Below are 21,119 nucleotides of genomic sequence, written 5' to 3'. Positions count from 1 at the left end.
TTAATTGAGGAGGGCATAATATGCCATTATATGTAAACACCAACGTCAGCTCGTTGAATGCTCAGCGTCAGTTGATTAGTTCGGGTAACAAATTGGATGAAGCGTTTGAGCGTTTATCATCTGGTTTCCGGATCAACAGTGCGTCTGATGATGCCGCCGGTTTGCAAATTTCAAACCGTTTGGAATCTCAGATTTCAGGTTTAACCCAGGGTAACCGTAACGCCAACGACGGTATCTCACTTGCACAGACTGCTGAAGGTGCATTGGATGAGATCACTAACTCGTTCCAGCGTGTACGTACTCTTGCACAGCAGGCGGCTAACGGTTCCAACACTGACGAAGACCGTCTGGCAATCCAAGAAGAAATTCGCGTATTGATGGACGAAGTTAACCGTATCGCAGGCGACACCACCTTTGGTGGTCAAAACTTGTTAGATGGCTCTTATGATGCCAAATTCCAAGTGGGTGCTGATGCTAACCAGACCATCGACTTCTCAATGAAGTACGTTGGTGGTACAGCAGCGACAAACAGCTTGACAGCCGATGGCGGCTTTACATTGTCAGGTATCGCCGGTATCGCAACGGCCGTTGTTGATAATGCGAGCCAAATCTACAGCTCAAGTAATGGCTTTGGAACTGCTAACGGTTATTCAGCAGCTGGAGGCGGCTACTCGTTCTCAGGTGTATTCTCTGCAACAGGTATTTCGGTATCATCGCAGAATAATGCGCAAGCGGTATTGGCGGGTATGGATGCATTGATTGCCGTGGTTGATAAGAAACGTGCGGAACTGGGTGCGGTGCAGAACCGTTTCCAATCAACGATTCGTAACCAAGGAAACGTATCTGAGAACTTGTCGGCAGCGAAATCACGTATCAAAGATGCGGACTTTGCAGCGGAAACGGCTAAGTTAACTCAGGCACAGATCCTGCAGCAAGCCAGCCAAACCATCTTGGCGCAGGCGAACCAACGTCCTCAGGCAGCACTTCAGTTGCTTGGCTAATAGAACGTTACTCCCTGTTAAAAAAGCGGTGCTTCGAGCACCGTTTTTTTTTGCCTAAAATTCTTTTTGCTCAAAAAAAACCAAAAAAATGACTAAAGTTCTATTTGGCGAGGTCGATAACCTACACGTAGCAGTCTTTTTAGTGGTTTCAGGTTGCTAAGGTCGTGGTAACAACACGTGGAAGGTGGACCAAGTAGGTACAACTATGGCAAACATCACATTAACGGACAGTGCAGCAGCGTCGCTTCATAGCCAGCTACCGCCAGCAGGCCATTCTGAACAAACCGAAACCCACAATGCAGGTTTGGTGCGTGAGCAATTGGTAAATGTAGTAAGCACGATAAAAAATCATTCAGAAGCAAAAAATGCCAGTAAGGACGTTGAAATGGCACAGAGTGTGCAGTCAATTTCTAAGCTTAAGGCAACCGTGAAAGAATTAAACGAATCCAGTCTGGTGCGTTCAACGAGCTTGCAGTTTTTATTCGACGAAAAGGGTGAACCCCCTGTGGTGCGTGTTTTAGATAAAAACAGCGGTGAGGAGATTCGTCAGATCCCCTCAGAGGTTGTGCAGAAGATCGCTAAAGCTATTGAAGATTATGTCGATAACAAAGAGAGTTCGTCAGGTATTTTACTTGACCAACAAGCGTAATTAAGGAGTAGAGCATGCCGTTATTTACCTCTGCTGGGGTTGGTTCAGGGCTAGATTTAGAAGCCATCATTTCGTCTACGGTTGCTGCCGCAAACCAACCCAAACAAGCACAATTCGCTAAGTTGGAAGCTCGTTACGAAACGGAGCTATCGGCATTAGGTGCAGTTAAATCGGCATTGTCTAAGCTCGATGATGTATTGGCTAAACTGTCGGATCCCGAGCAGTTTCAAAAACGTGTGGCGACACTAACCCAGCCAGATACGGGTGATATCATTCGTTTCAGCAGCGGTACCGATGCGACCGCGGGAAATTTTGATATTTCCGTGGATCAATTAGCTCAAGGCTCGAGAGCCGTTTCAACGGCTGGCGCATTTACCTCTTCTAGTCAGGTAATAACCACGGCGAATAGTAACCTTTCGTTCAGTGCCGGCGGTAAGTCGTTCTCAGTAGCGGTAGCCGCGAATGCGACACTAGAAGATATTCGGCAAGCGATTAATAACGCGTCGGATAATTTCGGCGTTTCCGCAAACATTATCAACACCGGCTCTGAAGCGAAGTTAGTGTATACATCAAATGTTTCCGGCAGTGGAAACGATTTAGCTGTTACTAACGATAATGCTGAACTTGATGCACTCTCTACCGTAGCTAACGCTGGTGGCGCAGGAGGCATGACGATTGCTGCGGCAGACCAAGCGCAAGATGCCATTATTACCATCGATGGCATCACTGCAACGAATGACTCGAATGTATTTGCTGATGTTATTCAAGGGTCAACGATTACCGCCGTAAAAGAGAGTGTAGCTGGCGAAACAGCGAATGTGACCATTGCTCGAGACCGCGAGGGAATAACCAAGCTGGTGGATGAGTTTGTCAGCGCATATAACGGTGTGGTGGATATTATGGATAAAGCCACCAGTGAAGGTAATATTTTGCAATTTGATTCCACAATGCGGGGGTTGCAACGGCAAATGGTTGATGCGTTGTCCTCGACAGTTGGAACCAGTGCATTCCAAAGCATGTTCGATGTTGGCTTAAGCCTAAATAAAGACGGCAAATTGGAAAAGTCTAATTTAGTGCGGAGTTTTGACGAGGCGTTGGACAAGGATTATAACGCGGTAGCGGATATTTTCTCTAGCTCTGGCGGTATTGCGACAAAATTTTCGTCGCTGCTAGATAATTATATCGAATCCAATGGTGCTATCACATTTCGTGAAGAAGACTTGAACCAGCGTTTGGACCAAATTGACGAAGATCGTCTTGATCATGAATACCGGATGGAGCAATTAGAAGCTCGATTACGGGAAAAATACTCGGGTTTAGATGTGATGCTCGCACAAATGAAAAGCACGCAATCGTATTTATTACAGCAGTTAAGTAACCTGCCCGGCTTCGGTGGTGGTAAAGAGTAATTTTACGTTTAAAGGTAGTAAACCATGAATAATCGACTTAAAGCATACACCCAAGACTCTTTGCGCACGCAAGTGGCGGGTGCAGATCCGTACCAACTGATTCAAATGTTGATGGCGGGCGCGATTGCTAATATCAACTACGCGAAAGGGGCAATCCAGCGTGGCGAGTTGGAAAATAAGGCGAAATATTTAAGTAAGTCGCAAGCCATTATCGAATCGCTACGCACTAGCTTGAACCTTGATGTGGGCGGTGAAGTCGCGCAAAACCTAAACGACCTATACCTCTATATGGTTGACCGTTTAGCGGATGTTTCTGTTTCGAGCAATATCGAGATTCTGGACGAGGTTTCAGGCTTGGTTCAACAAATTAAATCTGCTTGGGATGCAATTCCTCAGGCAAACCGAGATGAAGCACTGGGACAGTTGGAACCCGCCGCCGCTAGTGGTGCTTAATGAGCGTCACCGAACAGGATGTGCAGGATGCGGTTAAGCAACTGCAAACGTTAAGTAGTGAAGACCATAGTTTGGCACATTGGGTGGAAAAGCTTCCAAGCATGAGCGATGACATTATCGCTCATGCCTCGTGGACAGATGAACAAAAAGCACAGGCTATTTCAGCGTTAGCACAAGCGCTTGAAGCCGCAATGCATAGGGTAGAGGAAGAAAAAAAACAAGCCCAAGACGCACTTCGGCAAATAAATAAAGGACAGCAGGGCGTAAAAGCCTATCAAAAAGACCTATCTCGGTAATTCTCTCTCTTGCCTTAAGTTGCTAGTGCCGCGCATTGCGGTATAGTAATTGCTTAAGCATCTGTTTAGCTCTCAAGGTATTTCACTATGGCATCTGTGGGATCATCGCTTAATGAAGCGATGCAAAAATTGCAAAGTGCACAATCACAGTTGGAGCGCGAGCAAGTGTTTGCCCAACACGCTCAACAACGTTTTCAGCAAAATGTAGAGGCGTTTGAAAAATACTACCCCAATATTGCGAAGGCGATTACGGAGTTCCAGACTGACGATGCGCTACCACTTTTTGTTACCCAGTCGGGGCACGGCAACATAATGGACGGTGAGACCGGTATTGCCATTTACAATGACGATCCTGTTAAACAGTCCCAGCAGCAAGTCGATACGCAGTTATCAAAGCCATCAATTACGCATATACATTTTGCCGGATATGCGCACGATGATGCGAGTGACACACGTTTACATGCCATTGCGATAAATAAGCTAGGGCATATCGTCAAAGATCTTGGCTACCCAACCCCCGTTACCGATATTGGTGAACGCTTTCCCACTGCGGTGATTTTCGGGATCGGGCTTGGCTACCATTTGCCTGAACTGCTAGATAGAGTGCAATTTGACTATATTTTTCTGTTAGAGCCGAGCTTTCAGAATTTTTACTTAAGTCTATTTTGTATTGACTGGGCGTCGTTGATTAAAAAGGTGGATGATGCTGGCGGTTGCTTCTTTTTTCATCTGGGCGTCTCATACAAAGACTTTATGGATGACCTTTGGAATATTAGTAAAAATATTGGCGCATTCTGTCTGACCAAATGTTTTTGCTATCAGCATTTACCGACACCACAAACGAATCGAGTGATAAAAGAGTTTCGAGAGCGCCTATTCGAGATTCACGGTGGTTATGGCTTTTATAATGATGCTACCACGGCGTTAGCGCACACGGTATTAAATGCGAAGCGAGGTATGAACCTACTCAAGTTTGGTACTGAGAAGAATAACCCATACGCTGATGTGCCTGTGTATATTGTTGGTAATGGACCATCATTGGATGAAGCGAAGGATTTTATAAGAGACACGCAGCAGCAAGCGATTATCATTGCGGCAGGTACAGCACTGCAAACGTTGCTTAAGAATGATATCCAGCCAGATTTCCATGTGCTGATTGAGCGACCAAAGAATACCTACGACGTACTTGTCGCTACATTGCCGCTGGAAGCCTATAAATCATTGAATCTGCTTACCATGAACTTGATTTATCCAGATGTAGTGGATTTGTACGGTTGGGTTGGTATGGGAGGCAAAGGTGTCGATGCAGCAGGTGACTTGCTCAATTATGTGATGCTTAGTGAGGTGGGTCAATCGTTACGGTTCCCGATGGCCTGCAACCCGTTAGTGTCAAATACTGCGCTTTCGTATGCCGTAAGTTTGGGCTTTAAAAAAGTTTATTTATTTGGCGTTGATAACGGATATACCTTAGATGGTAAGCACCATTCAGAAGACAGCGATTATTACAAAGGTAAACTCGCCAGTCACAAAAACCCAGCAGCTAAACACCGCTTAGCCGGAAACCTCGATGAGGACGTGATGGCTACGGATTTTTTAGCGATTTCCTGCCGTCAGATGGGGCGATTACTTGAGTTTCCAGAAGCTCGTGGTGTTGAATGTTACAACGTTGGACCCGGTGCGAGAATTGCTCATGCGCTGCCGCTAAGAGCCGAGCACGTACTGCCTGAGTTTGTCGATATTAATAAAGAAAACGTCGTTGAATTTATTAAACAAGAGCAATTTCAATCGTTCCAGTTTGATAATTTCGAACCCTATATGCAATTCGAGCTGTTCGAAGAAATCTGCGATCACCTCGTCAGCATCGGTTCTGAGTCAATAACCACTCGTGCCGAGGCTCTGGATAATTTGCGCCGCCAAGCTCGATATCTATACTCGTTCAGAGGCACTAAGTTATCCCACCTTTTCTACGTGTTGGACGGGGAGATGCTGTATTTCCATTGTCCTATGATGTCTATTTTATATGCTCATCAAGATGAAGATCGGTGTTTACAAGCATTTCAGAAAGCGATGTCCGAGTGGTTGAATTTTGTTAAAACAGCAAAAACAGACCTGCGCACAAGTTGGCTTGAAAAATGCACCATGGGTTGGAAAGGATAACCTGCGCCAGTATTTCGGCGAACAAGCGTAATAGCTGGAGGAGAGCATCGCTGTATGTTTGATAATAAATCAATTTTGATCACAGGTGGTACAGGATCATTTGGCAGACAATATACCAAGACAATATTGTCTCGTTATAAGCCGAGACGCTTAATTATTTTGTCTCGGGATGAGCTGAAACAATATGAAATGCAACAAGAGTTCAATGCTCCTTGCATGCGATACTTTCTCGGTGATGTGCGTGACTCCGAACGCATGATGCAAGCGATGAGAGGGGTGGACTACGTTATTCATGCTGCCGCATTAAAGCAGGTACCAGCAGCAGAATACAACCCAATGGAATGTATTAAGACTAACGTCAATGGCGCTGAAAACGTCGTGCGAGCAGCCATAGCGAACAATGTCGAAAAGGTGATTGCATTATCTACCGATAAAGCTGCTAACCCGATAAACCTGTATGGAGCAACGAAGTTAGCCTCCGACAAGTTATTCGTGGCGGCAAATAATATGACAGGTGAGGCAAGAACGCGCTTTGCAGTGGTCCGCTACGGAAATGTCGTAGGCTCTAGAGGATCTGTTGTGCCGTTCTTTAAGAAAATAGCCAAGCAAGGCAACGGCCCGATTCCTATTACTCATGAACAGATGACACGGTTTTGGATTACCCTGCAGCAAGGTGTTGACTTTGTTTTGAAGAATTTCACGCGTATGCAGGGTGGTGAAATTTTCATCCCCAAAATTCCTTCAGTACATATTATGGACTTGGCGAAAGCCTATGCTCCTAATCATGATGTCGAAATCATTGGAATTCGACCTGGAGAGAAACTCCATGAAATCATGTGCCCCGCCGATGATTCACATTTGACGCTAGAATTTGATGATCATTATGTTATTCAGCCAACAATCAAATTTTTCAGTGGCTCAATTAATTATCGCACCAATATAATCGGCGAAGAGGGTAAGCCAGTAGCAATGGGTTATGAATACCATTCAGGCAATAACCCTAACTTTTTATCAGTCGAGGAAATTCTTGAATTTGACGAACTAGCGTCAAAATAGCGAGAGTAAAGATGATTCCATACGGCAGACAAAATATCGAACAAGCCGATATTGACGCAGTAGTCGAGGTTCTTGGGTCGGATTTTTTAACTCAAGGACCGCAAGTTCCAGCGTTTGAAGAAGCGATTAAATCGCATTGTGATGTTCGTCATGCTGTAGCTGTTAATAGTGCGACGTCTGCGCTCCACATTGCTTGTATGGCATTGGGTTTGGGCCTAGGCGACATGCTTTGGACAACGCCTAACACCTTCGTCGCATCCGCAAATTGCGCACGATATTGTGGTGCGGATGTAGATTTTGTAGATATTGACCCGCTTACCTACAATTTATCTGCTGAGGCTTTAGCAGATAAATTAGCGGTGGCTGAACGTCTGGGGCGTTTACCTAAAATTATTGTTGTGGTGCACTTTAGTGGCCAATCGTGCGATATGGAGCGGATTGCTCAGCTGGCGCAAAAATATGGCGTTAGAGTGATCGAAGACGCTTCCCACGCGATTGGCGCAACCTACCAAAATACGCCCGTTGGTCGTTGCCAATACAGTGATATTTGCGTGTTCAGTTTTCACCCCGTAAAAATTGTGACGACGGCAGAAGGCGGTGTAGCAACCACACAAAGTGAAACACTTGCTGAACGCATGCGAGAAGCCAGAAGCCACGGCATAACTCGCGACCCAAGCCGTATGCAAGGGCAAACTGAGGGCGATTGGTATTACCAGCAGATCAGTTTGGGCTACAATTATCGAATGACGGAATTACAGGCGGCATTGGGTGTGGCGCAGATGGCAAGGCTGGAAACGTTTGTTGCAGCTCGAAATCGTTTAGCTGAGCGTTATGACAAACAACTTGCGACGCTTCCATTAATTTTGCCAGGACGTCAGCCGCAGGCAGTGTCGGCATGGCACTTGTACGTTGTGCAAATTGACGACCAGCGCACGGATATATCTCGTAAAGCGTTATTCGAGCATTGTCGCGCTAATAATATTGGTGTGAATGTGCATTACATTCCCGTTCACCTACAACCGTATTACCAAAAGTTAGGGTTTAAGGCGGGCGATTTTCCAAATGCCGAACGCTACTATCAACGAGCAATCAGTATTCCGCTGTTCGCGCAGCTAACAGAGGCTGAGCAAGGACAGGTTGTGGCGATCCTGTCGGCGGGGCTTTCTTAGCATGATAAATGCGGTAATTATTCCCGCCCGTGGCGGTAGCCAACGAATTCCAAGAAAAAACATTCGAGAGTTTGGTGGTAAGCCGATGATTGCATGGTCAGTTGAAGCCGCGCTAGCGACGCCATCGGTCGACCAAGTAATTGTTTCGACAGATGATGCTGAAATAGCCGAGATTGCCCAGCAATTTGGTGCCAACGTGCCCTTTCTGCGGAACGCGGAATTAGCGGATCATCACACTCCAACAGTGCCGGTGATTGCCGATGCAATAAAACGCATGGCTGAGTTAGGCCAATCGTTTGATAATGTTTGTTGTTTATATGCCACAGCGCCATTTGTTCGTTCACAAGATCTTGAAAATGCTTATCAACAGTTAGTTGAGAGACAGCTTGCGGACTATATATTTTCGGTCGCTGAGTACGCATTTCCGGTTCAACGAGCGGTGACCATGAACGCTGACAGCCGCGTAGGATTGCTACAACCCGATTTTGAGCAAACACGATCACAAGATTTACCGCAGGCGTACCACGATGCTGGACAATTTTATTGGGGCCGTGTTGAGGCTTGGTTGCAAGCCAAACCTATCATGAGCAGTCATAGCTATGGCTATAAGCTACCTAGAACGCGGGTGCAGGACATCGATACTGAAGCAGATTGGGAAATAGCAGAATGGATGTTCAAGCGTCTCAATCCATAGCGCGCGGAGGCATTGCTTTTCGTGTTGATGCCGGTCCGCGCATTGGTTTGGGCCACTTTATGCGCTGTGCGACATTAGCGTTGCAATGCTCGGAGCAAGGGTCTCCCGTATTAATAGCAGGTTATGGCTTCCCTGAATCTTTGAGTGTGTCACTGCAGCAGGCGGGGATAACTGTTGTGTGCTGGCAACAATCCGCAGTACCAAACACGGCATTGGCTCCGGCAGCTTATTTCCACAGCCACTGGTTGCCGACATCAGAAACACAAGACGCGCAACAGTTTGAAGCTGAGTTGGCGGCGTGGGAGCATAACGTAGAGTGGATTGTTGTAGACCACTACGCGCTCGCAAAACCGTGGGAAAAAATTTTGGCTAGGCACAGTCGGGTTATGGCGATTGACGATTTAGCTGATCGCCCTCACTCCGCATCGGTACTCTTAGATCAAACCTTTCAGCGATGCATAGCGGATTACAAAGGTTTGCTGAACGCTACCTGTAGGCCATTGCTGGGCACTCAATACGCACTACTGAGAGAGGAATTCATTCGGGCACATCACACGGCAATTGCATCACCGAACGTCAGAGCAATTGAACCTTCGTTGTTGATTAGCATGGGCGGGGCTGATAGCGATAATGTCAGCGGTAAGTTGTTGACGATGCTGGAAAAGTATTCAGAGCGGACACTTCATATTACGGTAATCGTTGGTGCAGTAAATGCCCACAAGCAGGAACTCGCGAAACAGGCTGAGGGTATCCGTAATCACCAGGTTAGTATTGTTGATCACGTCGAAAACATCAGTGGCTTTTTACTGTCGAATAGTATTGCAATCGGTGCTCCCGGAGGTTCGAGCTGGGAGCGCTGCGCATGTGGTATACCAACGTTACTTGTCACTCTGGCAGAAAATCAAAAAACGATTGCCAAGCAACTTGTCGGAAACGGGTGTGCGTTGAGTTTAGGGCCTGCCGAGTCGTTAACGGCTGAGTTACTGCATCAGCAGTTAACACGCGTGTTTTCTCATCCAGATGTTTACCAAAGCCTTAAAGAAAACAGCTTGAGGTTATGTGATGCTCATGGCACCCGCAGAGTATTTCAAGAACTTTTTCCTGCGCAAACCACATCGGGTGACTGCCTATACTTACGAAAGATCACCGAGGCTGATATACAGCAGTTATTTGTTTGGCAGAACCTTCCTGAGACGCGGCGGTATGCACGTAACCCGGCCGCCCCTAGTTGGTCAGAGCATCAAATGTGGATGAAAAAAAAGCTGGCTCAACCATTTAACTACTTTTATCGGATAGATGTAGAGCACGATCCTGCGGGAATGATTCGATTAGATCGTTTAGCCAATGGCGGTTATGAAATATCGATTTTTGTCGCACCTGAATTTTATCAACGAGGTGTCGCAATTACTGCTATCCGCGCGGTACAACAACTGCACAGGGAAATAACAATCTACGCAACTGTTAAACCAGAAAACATTGCTTCTCAGCGACTCTTCGAAAAAGCCAAGTTTAAGCGTTTAGCAAGCGATCAATTTATTTGGAGAAGCCAACAATGAAACTAGTAATTGATGGTCGAGAGATCAGTGATGAAGTGGCTCCATACGTCATTGCAGAGTTATCGGCAAACCACAATGGTTCAATAGAAAACGCTGTTAAACTATTGGATATGGCCAAGGCGCGCGGGGCGAGTGCAGCGAAAATTCAAACTTACAAGCCCGATACGATTACATTGGACGCAGATACCGAAGATTTCATGATTCGTGGCGGGTTATGGGACGGGCAACGACTTTATGACCTTTATGCAAAAGCCTTTACGCCGTGGGAGTGGCACGAGGCACTTTTTGCGCATGCACGGAAAATCGGTTTAACGCTATTCAGTTCACCGTTCGACAACACAGCGGTTGATCTACTCGAGGATTTGAATGCTCCAGCGTACAAGATTGCTTCTTTCGAGGCTGTCGATCTGCCGCTTATTCGTTACGTTGCCAGTACCGGAAAGCCGATGATCATTTCCACGGGAATGGCCGATGCAGAGGAAATTGGCGAAGCTATCGAAGCTGCGCGAGAGGGCGGATGTACCCAGTTAGCGATACTGCATTGTGTGAGCGGTTATCCAGCACCTGCAGCCGACTATAATTTGCGCACACTTGCCGATATGAAGAAGCGCTTTAATGTGCTGACTGGGCTGTCTGACCATACCCTAGATAACACCACTGCTATCGCGAGTGTGGCATTGGGCGCTGCTATCATTGAAAAGCATGTGACCTTAGATCGCAGTGGCGGTGGCCCTGATGATAGTTTCTCCCTGGAGCCAGCAGAATTAGAGCAACTTTGTGTCGGTGCGAAAACAGCCTGGGAGGCTCTTGGTCAGGTCGATTATGGCCGTAAGTCTAGCGAGCAAGGTAATGTGAAATTTCGACGGTCGTTGTATTTCGTTAAAGCGCTGAAAGCTGGAGATACGATTACCGCAGATGCCATTCGCTCAGTCCGCCCGGGCTATGGTTTGGCGCCGAAATACTATGATGAACTTATCGGCAAAAGTGTTTCTCAAGATGTGCAGAAGAATACCGCCGTTACTAGAGATATCATTAAGTAACAGGTTATGAGCATTAAAAAACCCGCCGATTGGCGGGTTTTTCATAAATGCTTCAGCGAGCGCGATAACGCAATCTATTACAGTGCGTTGATTTTCGCGTTCAAACGGCTCTTATGACGTGCCGCTTTGTTTTTGCTGATAAGTCCTTTGGTCGCGTAGCGATCCAACAAAGGAACAACTTTCGCAAACGCTTCTTGCGCTGCTTCTTTGTTTTTTGCTTCAACAGCCGCAGATACTTTTTTCAAGTATGTGCGCATCATAGAACGGCGGCTTGCGTTGTGGCGGCGATTTTTCTCGGCCTGAACCGCACGCTTTTTCGCAGACTTAATGTTAGCCAAGGTGAACTCCTAAAATTCGTTAACTGAACGCTTCTTTTATAAAGGTCGCCGATTATCCCTTTTTCGCGGCAAAAGTCAACTGTCGAGGGTTAAAAAAACCGCCATAGACCGTTTTATCTTGCCACGCTACAATCGACCTCAATTCACACGCCATGATAGGACGGCTCAGTGTCAAAAGCACTACTCAAATCAGGATTCATTGTTAGCTTTATGACCCTTATTTCCCGTGTGCTCGGTTTAGTACGGGATGTGGTTATTGCTAACCTGATGGGCGCTGGTGCAGCCGCAGACGTGTTCTTTTTTGCCAATAAAATCCCTAATTTTCTGCGGCGCTTATTTGCCGAGGGCGCGTTTGCGCAAGCCTTTGTTCCCGTGTTGGTGGAATATAAGCAAGGCAAAGCGTTGCCTGATACCCAGTTATTGATCGCCCGCGTGGCGGGAACGCTGGGTACAGTGGTGACGTTGGTTACCCTGCTGGGAATGATTGCTTCGCCGGTAGTGACCGCGTTATTCGGTATGGGCTGGTTTGTGGACTGGTGGCAAGGGGGTCCGCAAGCGGAAAAGTTTGAATTAGCCAGTGAGTTGCTGCGCATTACCTTCCCATATTTGTGGTTTATTACCTTTACCGCGCTTTCCGGAGCCATTTTGAACACCTTGGGAAAGTTTGCCGTAGCAGCATTTACCCCGGTATTTCTTAATGTGGCGATAATTGCCGCGGCGCTTTGGCTATCGCCACAGTTGTCTCAGCCTGAATACGGCCTCGCTTGGGGCGTATTTTTTGGTGGCCTGATTCAGTTCCTGTTTCAACTGCCTTTTTTAAAACGCGCAGGGCTGTTAATGAAACCGCGCTGGGGTTGGCGTGATGAGGGCGTCACACGCATCCGCAAACTTATGCTGCCGGCCATTTTTGGGGTGTCGGTGAGCCAAATCAACTTATTGTTAGATACCCTGATTGCCAGCTTCCTAATGACCGGTTCTATTTCTTGGTTATATTATTCTGACCGCTTGTTGGAATTTCCCCTCGGCTTATTTGGCATCGCTATTGCTACGGTTATTTTGCCGGCCTTATCTGCGCGCCATAGTGACCGCTCTACCGCCGAGTTTACCCAAACCTTAGATTGGGGCATTCGCATGGTGGTGCTGTTAGGATTACCGGCGATGGCGGGCTTGTTTGTGCTCGCTGAACCGCTGTTAATGGTGTTGTTTATGCATGGCGCCTTTGCTAGCGAAGATGCAAAAATGGCATCCTACAGCTTGATGGCATACGCCAGTGGTTTGCTCAGTTTTATGTTAGTAAAAGTGTTAGCAACTGGGTTCTACTCCCGACAAGACACCAAGCGCCCGGTAAAATTCGGCATCATTGCCATGCTGAGTAATATGGTATTTAACATTATTTTGGCGATTCCTTTTAGTTACGTGGGGTTAGCGATTGCCACCGTGGCTTCTGCGGCATTGAATGCGTTGTTGTTAGGGGTGACATTACACCGCGAAAAAGTCCTGCAATGGCAGCCTGGAACCATACTTTTCATTAGTCGGGTCGTCTTTGCAACAGCGGTGATGGTAGGCGCAATTATCTGGTTTGCGCCGGGATTGGCGGAATGGCGTCAGACCGATGTACTAATCCGACCGTGGCTATTGGCGCAAGTGATCGGGGTGGCGTTACTGGCATTTGTCGGCAGTTTGTTGCTGGTTGGTATGAGAATTCGTCATTTCCGCCATTGAAGCTACTGATTCTGCGGTGCGCATAGGGTATACTGACGGTTTTTTAGCAACGGGCATTTTCTCACCCATGGAATTGGTTCGCGGGATCCACAATTTACGTGCGGAGCACAAGGGCTGTGTGTTAACCATTGGTAATTTCGATGGTGTGCACTTGGGCCACTTGGCAGTGCTGGAAAAGGTTAAACAACAGGCGCAGGCACTTGCTGTACCCGCCGCCGTGATGACCTTTGAACCGCAACCCCAAGAACTGTTTCAGCCTGAGCAAGCGCCGGCGCGCTTGACCCAATGGCGAGAGAAATATCTGCAGTTGCGTAAAGCCAAGCTGGATCGCTTGGTGTGTATTGAGTTCAATCGTAAATTTGCTGCCCAACCAGCAATGACCTTTGTTGAGGACGTTTTGGTGGGTAAGCTTGGGGTAAAATTCCTCGTGGTCGGCGATGACTTCCGCTTTGGCTACAAACGCGAGGGGGATTTCGCCTTGTTGCAACAAGCCGGAGAGCGGTTTGGTTTTACCGTGGTCGACACCCGCAGTTATCGCCAAAAACAACAGCGGGTGAGCAGTACCGCCATTCGTGAAGCCTTAGCTGCGGCCGATTTTGCCCGCGCTGAGGAAATGCTTGGGCGGCCTTTCAGTTTTTCTGGACGGGTTGTGCATGGCCGGAAAAATGGCCGGACCATCGGTTTTCCCACGGTTAACATCCCATTAAAACGGATTAAATCACCGCTGCATGGTGTTTTTGCTGTGCGCGTAGACGGACTAGGTGAAGCGGCACAGGGTGTGGCAAACTTAGGTGTTCGCCCTACATTGCATGGCGATGAAGTGCAATTAGAAGTACATATTTTTGATCGCGAGGGCGATTTTTACGGGAAACGGTTAACCGTCTACCCGGTCGCCCGAATTCGTGATGAACAACGTTTTGCGTCGCTTGATGAGCTACGCAAGCAAATCGATAAAGATGCGAGAGTCGCCAGAGAGATTCTGGCAGCCAGTGAGACAGAGAAGGCGGAATAGAGAACCCATGAGTGACTACAAGCACACGCTGAATTTGCCCGAGACGCCGTTCCCGATGCGTGGGAACTTGGCGAATCGCGAGCCAGAAATGTTGAAGCAATGGTATCAGGACGATTTGTATGGACAGATTCGTCAGGCCAAACATGGTAAACCAAGCTTCATTTTGCACGATGGCCCTCCGTATGCGAACGGACAAATTCACATTGGTCACGCGGTCAACAAAATTCTTAAAGACGTGATCGTAAAAGCGAAAACGCTCAGCGATTTCGACGCGCCTTACGTGCCGGGTTGGGACTGTCACGGCTTGCCGATTGAACTGCAAGTTGAGAAGAAGCATGGTAAACCGGGCAAAAAGCTCACAGTCGCCGAATTCCGTGAAAAATGTCGCAGCTACGCGCAAGGCCAAATCGACCAACAACGCGAAGACTTCAAACGCTTGGGCGTATTGGGTGAGTGGGATAACCCTTACCTCACCATGAACTTCCAACAAGAAGCCGATGCCGTGCGGGCACTGGCAAAAATCATCGATAACGGCCACATGCAACAAGGCTTCAAACCGGTGCATTGGTGTACCGACTGTGGTTCAGCACTGGCCGAAGCGGAAGTCGAATACCAAGACAAAACCTCGCCGGCGATTGATGTTCGGTTAACGGTCGCCGCAACGGCGGATACCGTTGAGCGCTTTAGCACCGCCCAAGGTCACGTTGGTGAAGGTGAGTTAAGCGTAGTTATTTGGACCACGACACCATGGACGATTCCAGCAAACCGTGCAGTGACGCTGGCTGAAGGCTTGGAATATGCGTTAGTGCAAATCGAAGCGACGGATGAACGCCCGGCAGAACGGGTGATTCTTGCCTCTGATCTGGTGACCGAGTGCATGGAACGGTGGAATATCGACCACTATCATAAACTCGGCTTCTGCAAGGGAGCAGACCTTGAAGGCGTGCAGCTACAGCATCCCGTGAGTGATATGAATGTGCCGATGATCTTAGGTGATCACGTTACCACCGATTCTGGTACTGGCTGTGTCCATACCGCGCCAGGTCATGGTGTGGATGACTTTTTAGTGGGTCAACGCTATGGCATTGACGTGTATAACCCGGTGGACGATAACGGCGTTTATAAAGCCGATGTCGAACACTTTGCGGGTCAGCATGTGTTCAAAGCCAACGACGCCATCATCGAGTTTCTGCAAGCTCATGGGCGCTTAATGCACCACGAAGCGTATCGCCATTCATACCCGCATTGCTGGCGCCACAAAACGCCCATTATCTTCCGTGCTACGCCGCAGTGGTTTATCAGCATGGAACAGCAGGGCTTACGGCAACAAGCATTGGACCAAATCGATAAAGTGCGCTGGGTACCCAGTTGGGGACAAAGCCGCATTGAACAAATGGTCGAAGGCCGTCCGGATTGGTGTATTTCACGTCAACGCACTTGGGGTAACCCGATTGCTGTGTTCGTTAACCGTCAGACCGATGAGTTACACCCCAATACCTTGGAGTTGATGGAACAAGTCGCCCAGCGAATTGAAAAAAGTGGCATCCAAGCATGGTTTGATCTGGAGCCTGAAGAGCTGTTGGGCGAAGACGCCAAAGACTATCGCAAAGTCACCGATACCTTGGATGTATGGTTTGACTCTGGGGTTACTCACCATTGCGTATTGCGCCGCCCAGAGCAACCGGGTTGGTCAGCTCTGCGTTGGCCGGCAGACCTGTATCTGGAAGGCTCCGATCAGCATCGTGGTTGGTTCCAGTCGTCGCTGATGACGGGTGTAGCGATTTACCAACAAGCACCATATAACCAAGTACTGACGCACGGCTTTACCGTTGATGGTCAGGGCCGCAAAATGTCGAAATCGGTGGGTAACGTTGTTGCTCCGCAAGAAGTGATGAATAAACTCGGTGGTGACATCTTACGTTTATGGGTTGCGTCAACCGACTATTCAGGCGAAATGACGGTTTCGGATGAAATCCTGAAACGTTCTGCAGACGCTTATCGCCGTATCCGTAACACCTCACGTTTCTTGTTGGCGAACCTCAACGGTTTTGACCCAGCATCCGATCTAGTGGCAGCGGACGATATGGTCGAACTTGACCGCTGGATTGTCGGCCGAGCAGCGGATTTACAGAAAGAATTACTGGAAGCCTACGACGATTACCAATTCCATGTGGTGGTGCAAAAGCTTATGCACTTCTGCTCGATTGAGTTGGGGAGCTTCTACTTAGACATTATTAAAGACCGGCAATACACCGCCAAAGCCGATGGCTTGGCGCGTCGTTCGTGCCAGACCGCGTTGTATTACATTGTTGAGGCCTTGGTGCGCTGGATGGCGCCTATTTGCAGCTTTACCGCACAAGAAATCTGGGCGTTGTTGCCTGGCAAGCGCAGCGACTACGTGTTCACCGAAACCTGGTATAGCGGCTTAACGCCGTTCGCGGGTGTTAGCCAAGCCGATAACAATTATTGGATGCAGATACTAGCGGTGCGTGATCAAGTCAACCAAGCGTTAGAGCAGGCGCGGCGGGATGACAAAATCGGTGGCGCATTGCAAGCAGAGGTCACTTTATACGCAGCAGGTGAAGTTGCTGAGCAGCTAACCCGCTTGGGCGATGAACTGCGTTTTGTACTGCTAACGTCGGCAGCCACGGTCAAGCCAATTGCCGATAAACCGGCTGATGCGGTGCAGTTAGATGACGTTGCAGTTAGCGTGACTCGCACCGAGCACAAAAAGTGCGAGCGCTGTTGGCATCATCGCGAAGAAGTTGGCACGCTAAGCGATCCGAACTTATGTAAGCGTTGCGTGACTAATATTGAAGGTGATGGAGAGGAGCGCCGTTTTGCCTGATTTAATGACCCGTCCGCATCGTCCATCGGGACTGCGGTTTTTGTGGCTAACCTTGTTGCTAGTGGTATGCGACCAACTGGCTAAGCAGTGGGTGGCGGGGAGTTTTGAATTGTATGAAAGCCGCGAAGTATTCTCTGGCTGGTTCAATTTTACCTACGTGCATAACTACGGTGCTGCTTTTAGCTTTTTAAGCGATCACGGCGGTTGGCAGCGCTGGTTGTTCACCGCCATTGCGATTATTGTTAGCGTGGTATTGGTTATTTGGTTGGCACGCAACCCAGTAGGTTTGTGGCGTCAAAACACCGCATTTTCACTGATACTGGCTGGTGCCGCGGGTAATGTGGTTGACCGTTTGATTCATGGGTATGTGATCGATTTTCTTGATGTGTATTATCAAAATTGGCACTGGCCGGCATTCAATATTGCCGACATGGCAATAACCATTGGCGCCGCATTGATGCTGTTAGAAGCTTTCGTGGATCAGCGCCGGGCGAAAGAGGAGGCGGAATCGTGAGTCGTTTGCCGATTGAAGACGGGCGCGAAGTGGTGATGCACTTTACCATTAAATTGACCGACGATTCTGTCGCCGACAGTACCAAAATGTCCGGTAAACCCGCCAAGTTTCGAATGGGCGATGGTAGCCTTACAGAAAACTTTGAGGCATGCCTGATCGGTTTGAGAGCCGGTGCTGAGCGGAGCTTTACGCTGGCGCCAGAAGACGCGTTTGGGCAACCTAACCCCGATAACTTTCACTATGTTGATACGGGCAAGTTCCCGCCAGACGTGAAACCAGAAGTCGGGGCGATTTTAGCTTTTACCCAACCTGATGGCACTGAATTGCCAGGCATTGTGCGCAAAATTGAAGGGCCTACTGCAACCATCGACTTTAATCATCCGTTAGCCGGGCAAACGGTGATTTTCGATGTTGAAATTATTAGCGTAGAGCCGTAAAGGAGAGGTTATGGACATTTTATTGGCAAATCCACGAGGTTTTTGTGCGGGAGTAGACCGCGCAATTACTATCGTTGAGCGGGCACTAGAGATTTTCGAACCGCCCATTTACGTGCGCCATGAAGTGGTTCATAACCGCTATGTAGTGAACTCGTTGCGCGATCGCGGCGCGGTGTTCGTAGATGAATTAGACGAAGTGCCCGACGACAGCATTGTGATTTTTAGTGCGCACGGTGTTTCGCAGGCGGTTCGGCAAGAGGCTAAGTGCCGCGGTTTAAAAGTGTTTGATGCGACCTGTCCGTTGGTGACAAAGGTGCATATGGAAGTCACGCGCGCCAGCCGCAAAGGCCATGAGTGTGTGTTGATCGGTCATGCCGGGCATCCAGAAGTCGAAGGCACTATGGGGCAGTATAATAATGCTGATGGCGGCATTTATTTAGTCGAAAACGTAGATGATGTTAATGCCTTAACGGTCAAGAACCCATCGAACTTACACTATATGAGCCAAACTACGTTATCGGTTGACGATACCGCCGACGTGATTGACGCGTTGCGAGCCAAATTCCCCGAGGTCAACGGGCCGCGCAAAGACGATATTTGTTATGCAACCCAGAACCGCCAAGATGCCGTGCGCGATTTAGCCGGTGATGCTGATGTGATGTTAGTCGTGGGTGCGCGTAATAGCTCTAACTCAAACCGTTTGCGTGAACTGGCAGAAAAAATTGGCACACCCGCTTACCTTATCGACGATGCCAGTATGATTGAGCGTGCATGGTTAGAGGGCAAAGACCGCGTTGCAGTAACCGCTGGCGCTTCAGCACCGGAAATGTTGGTACAAGAAGTGGTAGCACAGTTGCAGGCATGGGGGGGCAAAACGGTGCAAGAACGTGCTGGCCGAGAAGAAAATATCACCTTTTCCATTCCCCCTGAGCTGCGCGTGGTTGAGCGTTAGCGCGACCAACAGTGGGGTGGCATTTGCTGCCCCAGCATCGACAGTGATAGCTGTTCGCAGCCTGTGCCCACTGGCGCATTAAATTCGACAATCAACCACACCTGCTGGCTTTGCTGAGTTGCGTGAAGTCGCATTGAAGCTGTTTCAAATCTGCTCGCAAGCGCTGCCATTGCGCTTAACTCTGTGTTTTCCAATGCCTGCTCTGCAATGGCAGTCTGCCAGCGGTACAATGCCTGCTGGCCAGCACGTAACAACTGCTGTTGCTGCAACGGCTGAACGATGCTGTAACGGATGACTGCCAGCACCGCAGTGATCAGCAGTACCACCAGTAACTCCACTAAACTGACACCGCGGTAAGCGTTTCTGCGACTGCCAGGTGCTGATGAATTTCCCATACTCAAGCCTCGAAAGATTCGGGGATCACGCAAATGAAGGGGTTTAGTTTAGTAGAGGCGATTGTGGTGATGGTATTAACCGCGATCGTCCTGGCCGCAACTGTACCGAATTGGCGCGGAATGGGTCAGCGTCAGCAATTACTGGCCTATCAGCGACTATTGCTACAGTGGCTACAGCAACAGCAAGTCGCCGCTATGGGCAGTAACGTGGCGACTGCCAGTTACGCACAAAAGGGTCAGTTAGTGACAGCGCAACAAGCGGTACCTGACGCACGTCTGCAACCGCCTTCGGCTATCGAGCTCTCTTCCACCTACAGCGCGCGTTTGCCATTGCAGTTTAGCCGCGAAGGCTTCGCTCGCGCGGGCCATTGGGAGATCACTGCGGCAGGCACAGAGCTGCGGGTGGATATTATTATTAGTAGCTTGGGCCGTATTCGTGTTTGCCAACGGCAAGGCCCGACTTTGCAGGAGTTGGCACCATGTTAGCGACCAGCATGCAAGGTCGTAGCCTGCTCGAATTCATCGTTGCGCTCGCGTGCGGAACATTATTGCTTTTGGCAGTGGAGCGGCTGTGGTTTTGGCAGGCGGCGATGCACTACCAAAGCGTCACGGATAATGCCGCATGGTTAGATGCGTCTAAGTTACTGCAGCAGCTACTACAGGATGCTGAAAACACCGACACCAGAACCCTCACAAGCGGCGAACAACAGCAATGTGTGTTGCTACCGCAAAAGAACGGCACAACTTTGGGCTTTCGGATAAAAAGCCACCAAATTCAGCGCCAAAAATATGCCCGTAATTGCCAGCAACGAGGTTGGCAAACCATGAGCTCCAGCCTGCATTATTGGGTTGAAGACGTCGCCGTGGATTATTTAACTGCAACGGCGAATACCGCACCGTTATTACTTTGGCGTTTAGCAATAAAGACCCGCGAAAACCACCGCTTTGTATTCACTCGGCAACAGGTTTTACAACCGTGAATCAGCAATCGGGTTGGGCGCTATTGCTGATGCTGGGGGCGCTGATGACGCTCAGTTTGCTACTGTTATCGCAAGCCAATCAGCGCTTACGGTTGCAGTGGCAGCAGGCTCATCAACATATACAACAGCTACAACAGCAGCGTGACGTCACCGCCGCACAGTGGTTGCAATGCAACGCCAAGTAGCCGGCCAATCACTGCTTGAAGTGCTGCTGATGATGTTGGCAATTTTGGCATGGCAGGTGGCCTTATTGCAGCAGTGGGTAGAGCTGCGTAGTAGCCAGTTACGGTTGCAGCAGCAACTGGCTGAGCAACAACATATCGACGCAGAACTGACGTTAACCTATCGTCGTTCTGCCACCACCGAATCCCCGCGCGACTGCCGTTGAAATACTGTTGCTACTCGCTTTGCTGCGGATTTTCAGGTTGGCTTGATTCTTGA

23 protein-coding genes are annotated in these 21,119 nt (G+C 48.8%); 21 read left to right on the top strand and 2 right to left on the bottom strand.

What is annotated here, in order from left to right; all coding sequences use genetic code 11:
- The first annotated feature begins 20 nt into the window (after window positions 1-20).
- The 11 genes from CWI84_RS09375 to pseI all read left to right on the top strand — a co-directional run bounded on the left by CWI84_RS09375 (window position 21) and on the right by pseI (window position 11,480).
- Window positions 21-1,001, top strand: a complete 981-nt coding sequence (locus tag CWI84_RS09375) for a flagellin N-terminal helical domain-containing protein (RefSeq protein ID WP_126842338.1) — start codon at window positions 21-23, stop codon at window positions 999-1,001.
- 205 nt (window positions 1,002-1,206) lie between these two features.
- On the top strand, window positions 1,207-1,650 hold the full coding sequence (locus tag CWI84_RS09370; RefSeq protein WP_126842337.1) for a flagellar protein FlaG: 444 nt from the start codon (window positions 1,207-1,209) through the stop codon (window positions 1,648-1,650).
- A 14-nt stretch (window positions 1,651-1,664) separates the two neighbouring features.
- On the top strand, window positions 1,665-3,059 hold the full coding sequence (gene fliD, locus CWI84_RS09365) for a flagellar filament capping protein FliD (protein WP_126842336.1): 1,395 nt from the start codon (window positions 1,665-1,667) through the stop codon (window positions 3,057-3,059).
- Window positions 3,060-3,083: 24 nt separating this feature from the next.
- The gene (gene fliS / locus CWI84_RS09360) at window positions 3,084-3,512 is read left to right on the top strand and encodes a flagellar export chaperone FliS (protein WP_126842335.1); all 429 of its coding nucleotides are present in this window, start codon (window positions 3,084-3,086) and stop codon (window positions 3,510-3,512) included.
- Window positions 3,512-3,808 (top strand): hypothetical protein, encoded by a 297-nt coding sequence (locus tag CWI84_RS09355; protein WP_126842334.1) that lies wholly within the window; start codon window positions 3,512-3,514, stop codon window positions 3,806-3,808. The genes fliS and CWI84_RS09355 overlap by 1 nt, the downstream gene beginning before the upstream one ends.
- 87 nt (window positions 3,809-3,895) lie before the next feature.
- Window positions 3,896-5,965, top strand: a complete 2,070-nt coding sequence (locus CWI84_RS09350; RefSeq protein WP_126842333.1) for a motility associated factor glycosyltransferase family protein — start codon at window positions 3,896-3,898, stop codon at window positions 5,963-5,965.
- A 54-nt stretch (window positions 5,966-6,019) separates the two neighbouring features.
- Window positions 6,020-7,021: a UDP-N-acetylglucosamine 4,6-dehydratase (inverting) gene (pseB, locus tag CWI84_RS09345; protein WP_126842332.1), complete on the top strand. Its 1,002-nt coding sequence runs from the start codon at window positions 6,020-6,022 to the stop codon at window positions 7,019-7,021.
- Window positions 7,022-7,032: 11 nt separating this feature from the next.
- Window positions 7,033-8,190, top strand: a complete 1,158-nt coding sequence (pseC, locus tag CWI84_RS09340) for a UDP-4-amino-4,6-dideoxy-N-acetyl-beta-L-altrosamine transaminase (RefSeq protein ID WP_126842331.1) — start codon at window positions 7,033-7,035, stop codon at window positions 8,188-8,190.
- Window position 8,191: 1 nt separating this feature from the next.
- A complete protein-coding gene (pseF, locus tag CWI84_RS09335; RefSeq protein WP_338034264.1) occupies window positions 8,192-8,884 on the top strand; it encodes a pseudaminic acid cytidylyltransferase in 693 nt (230 codons plus the stop codon).
- Complete coding sequence (pseG, locus tag CWI84_RS09330; RefSeq protein WP_126842330.1) at window positions 8,857-10,440, top strand: UDP-2,4-diacetamido-2,4,6-trideoxy-beta-L-altropyranose hydrolase; 1,584 nt, start codon at window positions 8,857-8,859, stop codon at window positions 10,438-10,440. The genes pseF and pseG overlap by 28 nt, the downstream gene beginning before the upstream one ends.
- Window positions 10,437-11,480 carry a pseudaminic acid synthase gene (gene pseI / locus CWI84_RS09325; RefSeq protein ID WP_126842329.1) on the top strand — a complete coding sequence of 348 codons (1,044 nt, stop codon included), beginning with the start codon at window positions 10,437-10,439 and terminating at the stop codon, window positions 11,478-11,480. Before pseG ends, pseI begins: the two co-directional genes overlap by 4 nt.
- Window positions 11,481-11,557: 77 nt before the next feature.
- Here the strand turns inward: pseI and rpsT are convergent, their stop codons facing one another.
- On the bottom strand, window positions 11,558-11,818 hold the full coding sequence (gene rpsT / locus CWI84_RS09320; protein ID WP_126842328.1) for a 30S ribosomal protein S20: 261 nt from the start codon (window positions 11,816-11,818) through the stop codon (window positions 11,558-11,560).
- A gap of 168 nt (window positions 11,819-11,986) precedes the next feature.
- On the opposite strand from rpsT, the gene murJ reads away from it, so the two are divergent.
- The 6 genes from murJ to ispH all read left to right on the top strand — a co-directional run bounded on the left by murJ (window position 11,987) and on the right by ispH (window position 19,303).
- A complete protein-coding gene (gene murJ, locus CWI84_RS09315) occupies window positions 11,987-13,540 on the top strand; it encodes a murein biosynthesis integral membrane protein MurJ (protein WP_126842327.1) in 1,554 nt (517 codons plus the stop codon).
- Between the two features lie 67 nt (window positions 13,541-13,607).
- Window positions 13,608-14,552, top strand: coding sequence for a bifunctional riboflavin kinase/FAD synthetase (ribF, locus tag CWI84_RS09310; protein ID WP_126842326.1), 945 nt, complete (start codon window positions 13,608-13,610; stop codon window positions 14,550-14,552).
- Window positions 14,553-14,559: 7 nt separating this feature from the next.
- Window positions 14,560-17,400, top strand: coding sequence for an isoleucine--tRNA ligase (gene ileS, locus CWI84_RS09305; RefSeq protein ID WP_126842325.1), 2,841 nt, complete (start codon window positions 14,560-14,562; stop codon window positions 17,398-17,400).
- 4 nt (window positions 17,401-17,404) lie between these two features.
- Window positions 17,405-17,914 carry a signal peptidase II gene (gene lspA, locus CWI84_RS09300; RefSeq protein WP_241968768.1) on the top strand — a complete coding sequence of 170 codons (510 nt, stop codon included), beginning with the start codon at window positions 17,405-17,407 and terminating at the stop codon, window positions 17,912-17,914.
- Window positions 17,911-18,351 (top strand): FKBP-type peptidyl-prolyl cis-trans isomerase, encoded by a 441-nt coding sequence (gene fkpB, locus CWI84_RS09295; protein WP_126842323.1) that lies wholly within the window; start codon window positions 17,911-17,913, stop codon window positions 18,349-18,351. Before lspA ends, fkpB begins: the two co-directional genes overlap by 4 nt.
- A 10-nt stretch (window positions 18,352-18,361) precedes the next feature.
- Complete coding sequence (gene ispH / locus CWI84_RS09290) at window positions 18,362-19,303, top strand: 4-hydroxy-3-methylbut-2-enyl diphosphate reductase (protein WP_126842322.1); 942 nt, start codon at window positions 18,362-18,364, stop codon at window positions 19,301-19,303.
- On the opposite strand, the gene CWI84_RS09285 is transcribed toward ispH, so the two are convergent.
- Window positions 19,300-19,698 carry a prepilin-type N-terminal cleavage/methylation domain-containing protein gene (locus tag CWI84_RS09285; RefSeq protein WP_126842321.1) on the bottom strand — a complete coding sequence of 133 codons (399 nt, stop codon included), beginning with the start codon at window positions 19,696-19,698 and terminating at the stop codon, window positions 19,300-19,302. The two genes, ispH and CWI84_RS09285, sit on opposite strands and share 4 nt — an antisense overlap.
- A 33-nt stretch (window positions 19,699-19,731) precedes the next feature.
- Here CWI84_RS09285 and CWI84_RS09280 point away from each other — a divergent pair, with 33 nt between their 5' ends.
- Genes CWI84_RS09280 through CWI84_RS09265 form a run of 4 tightly spaced genes read left to right on the top strand, consistent with a single transcriptional unit; the run spans window position 19,732 to window position 21,066 of the window.
- Window positions 19,732-20,184, top strand: a complete 453-nt coding sequence (locus tag CWI84_RS09280; protein ID WP_126842320.1) for a prepilin-type N-terminal cleavage/methylation domain-containing protein — start codon at window positions 19,732-19,734, stop codon at window positions 20,182-20,184.
- Window positions 20,178-20,678 carry a hypothetical protein gene (locus tag CWI84_RS09275; protein ID WP_126842319.1) on the top strand — a complete coding sequence of 167 codons (501 nt, stop codon included), beginning with the start codon at window positions 20,178-20,180 and terminating at the stop codon, window positions 20,676-20,678. Before CWI84_RS09280 ends, CWI84_RS09275 begins: the two co-directional genes overlap by 7 nt.
- Window positions 20,675-20,863, top strand: a complete 189-nt coding sequence (locus tag CWI84_RS09270) for a hypothetical protein (RefSeq protein ID WP_126842318.1) — start codon at window positions 20,675-20,677, stop codon at window positions 20,861-20,863. The genes CWI84_RS09275 and CWI84_RS09270 overlap by 4 nt, the downstream gene beginning before the upstream one ends.
- Complete coding sequence (locus CWI84_RS09265; RefSeq protein ID WP_126842317.1) at window positions 20,848-21,066, top strand: hypothetical protein; 219 nt, start codon at window positions 20,848-20,850, stop codon at window positions 21,064-21,066. The genes CWI84_RS09270 and CWI84_RS09265 overlap by 16 nt, the downstream gene beginning before the upstream one ends.
- The last annotated feature ends 53 nt before the right edge of the window (window positions 21,067-21,119 follow it).

The organism is Idiomarina tyrosinivorans, from assembly GCF_003987475.1.
GTDB lineage: Bacteria > Pseudomonadota > Gammaproteobacteria > Enterobacterales > Alteromonadaceae > Idiomarina > Idiomarina tyrosinivorans.
Note: the sequence above shows the minus strand (reverse complement) of the source record. Positions and strands in the feature narration are given on the sequence as shown.

Excerpts from the sequence above, each read along its gene's own strand:
- CWI84_RS09375 (WP_126842338.1), top strand. The coding sequence starts at position 21 with ATGCCATTATATGTAAACACCAACGTCAGCTCGTTGAATGCTCAGCGT.
- CWI84_RS09370 (WP_126842337.1), top strand. The coding sequence starts at position 1,207 with ATGGCAAACATCACATTAACGGACAGTGCAGCAGCGTCGCTTCATAGC.
- fliD (WP_126842336.1), top strand. The coding sequence starts at position 1,665 with ATGCCGTTATTTACCTCTGCTGGGGTTGGTTCAGGGCTAGATTTAGAA.
- fliS (WP_126842335.1), top strand. The coding sequence starts at position 3,084 with ATGAATAATCGACTTAAAGCATACACCCAAGACTCTTTGCGCACGCAA.
- CWI84_RS09355 (WP_126842334.1), top strand. The coding sequence starts at position 3,512 with ATGAGCGTCACCGAACAGGATGTGCAGGATGCGGTTAAGCAACTGCAA.
- CWI84_RS09350 (WP_126842333.1), top strand. The coding sequence starts at position 3,896 with ATGGCATCTGTGGGATCATCGCTTAATGAAGCGATGCAAAAATTGCAA.
- pseB (WP_126842332.1), top strand. The coding sequence starts at position 6,020 with ATGTTTGATAATAAATCAATTTTGATCACAGGTGGTACAGGATCATTT.
- pseC (WP_126842331.1), top strand. The coding sequence starts at position 7,033 with ATGATTCCATACGGCAGACAAAATATCGAACAAGCCGATATTGACGCA.
- pseF (WP_338034264.1), top strand. The coding sequence starts at position 8,192 with ATGATAAATGCGGTAATTATTCCCGCCCGTGGCGGTAGCCAACGAATT.
- pseG (WP_126842330.1), top strand. The coding sequence starts at position 8,857 with ATGGATGTTCAAGCGTCTCAATCCATAGCGCGCGGAGGCATTGCTTTT.
- pseI (WP_126842329.1), top strand. The coding sequence starts at position 10,437 with ATGAAACTAGTAATTGATGGTCGAGAGATCAGTGATGAAGTGGCTCCA.
- ribF (WP_126842326.1), top strand. The coding sequence starts at position 13,608 with ATGGAATTGGTTCGCGGGATCCACAATTTACGTGCGGAGCACAAGGGC.
- ileS (WP_126842325.1), top strand. The coding sequence starts at position 14,560 with ATGAGTGACTACAAGCACACGCTGAATTTGCCCGAGACGCCGTTCCCG.
- lspA (WP_241968768.1), top strand. The coding sequence starts at position 17,405 with ATGACCCGTCCGCATCGTCCATCGGGACTGCGGTTTTTGTGGCTAACC.
- ispH (WP_126842322.1), top strand. The coding sequence starts at position 18,362 with ATGGACATTTTATTGGCAAATCCACGAGGTTTTTGTGCGGGAGTAGAC.
- CWI84_RS09285 (WP_126842321.1), bottom strand. The coding sequence starts at position 19,698 with ATGGGAAATTCATCAGCACCTGGCAGTCGCAGAAACGCTTACCGCGGT.
- CWI84_RS09280 (WP_126842320.1), top strand. The coding sequence starts at position 19,732 with ATGAAGGGGTTTAGTTTAGTAGAGGCGATTGTGGTGATGGTATTAACC.
- CWI84_RS09275 (WP_126842319.1), top strand. The coding sequence starts at position 20,178 with ATGTTAGCGACCAGCATGCAAGGTCGTAGCCTGCTCGAATTCATCGTT.
- CWI84_RS09265 (WP_126842317.1), top strand. The coding sequence starts at position 20,848 with ATGCAACGCCAAGTAGCCGGCCAATCACTGCTTGAAGTGCTGCTGATG.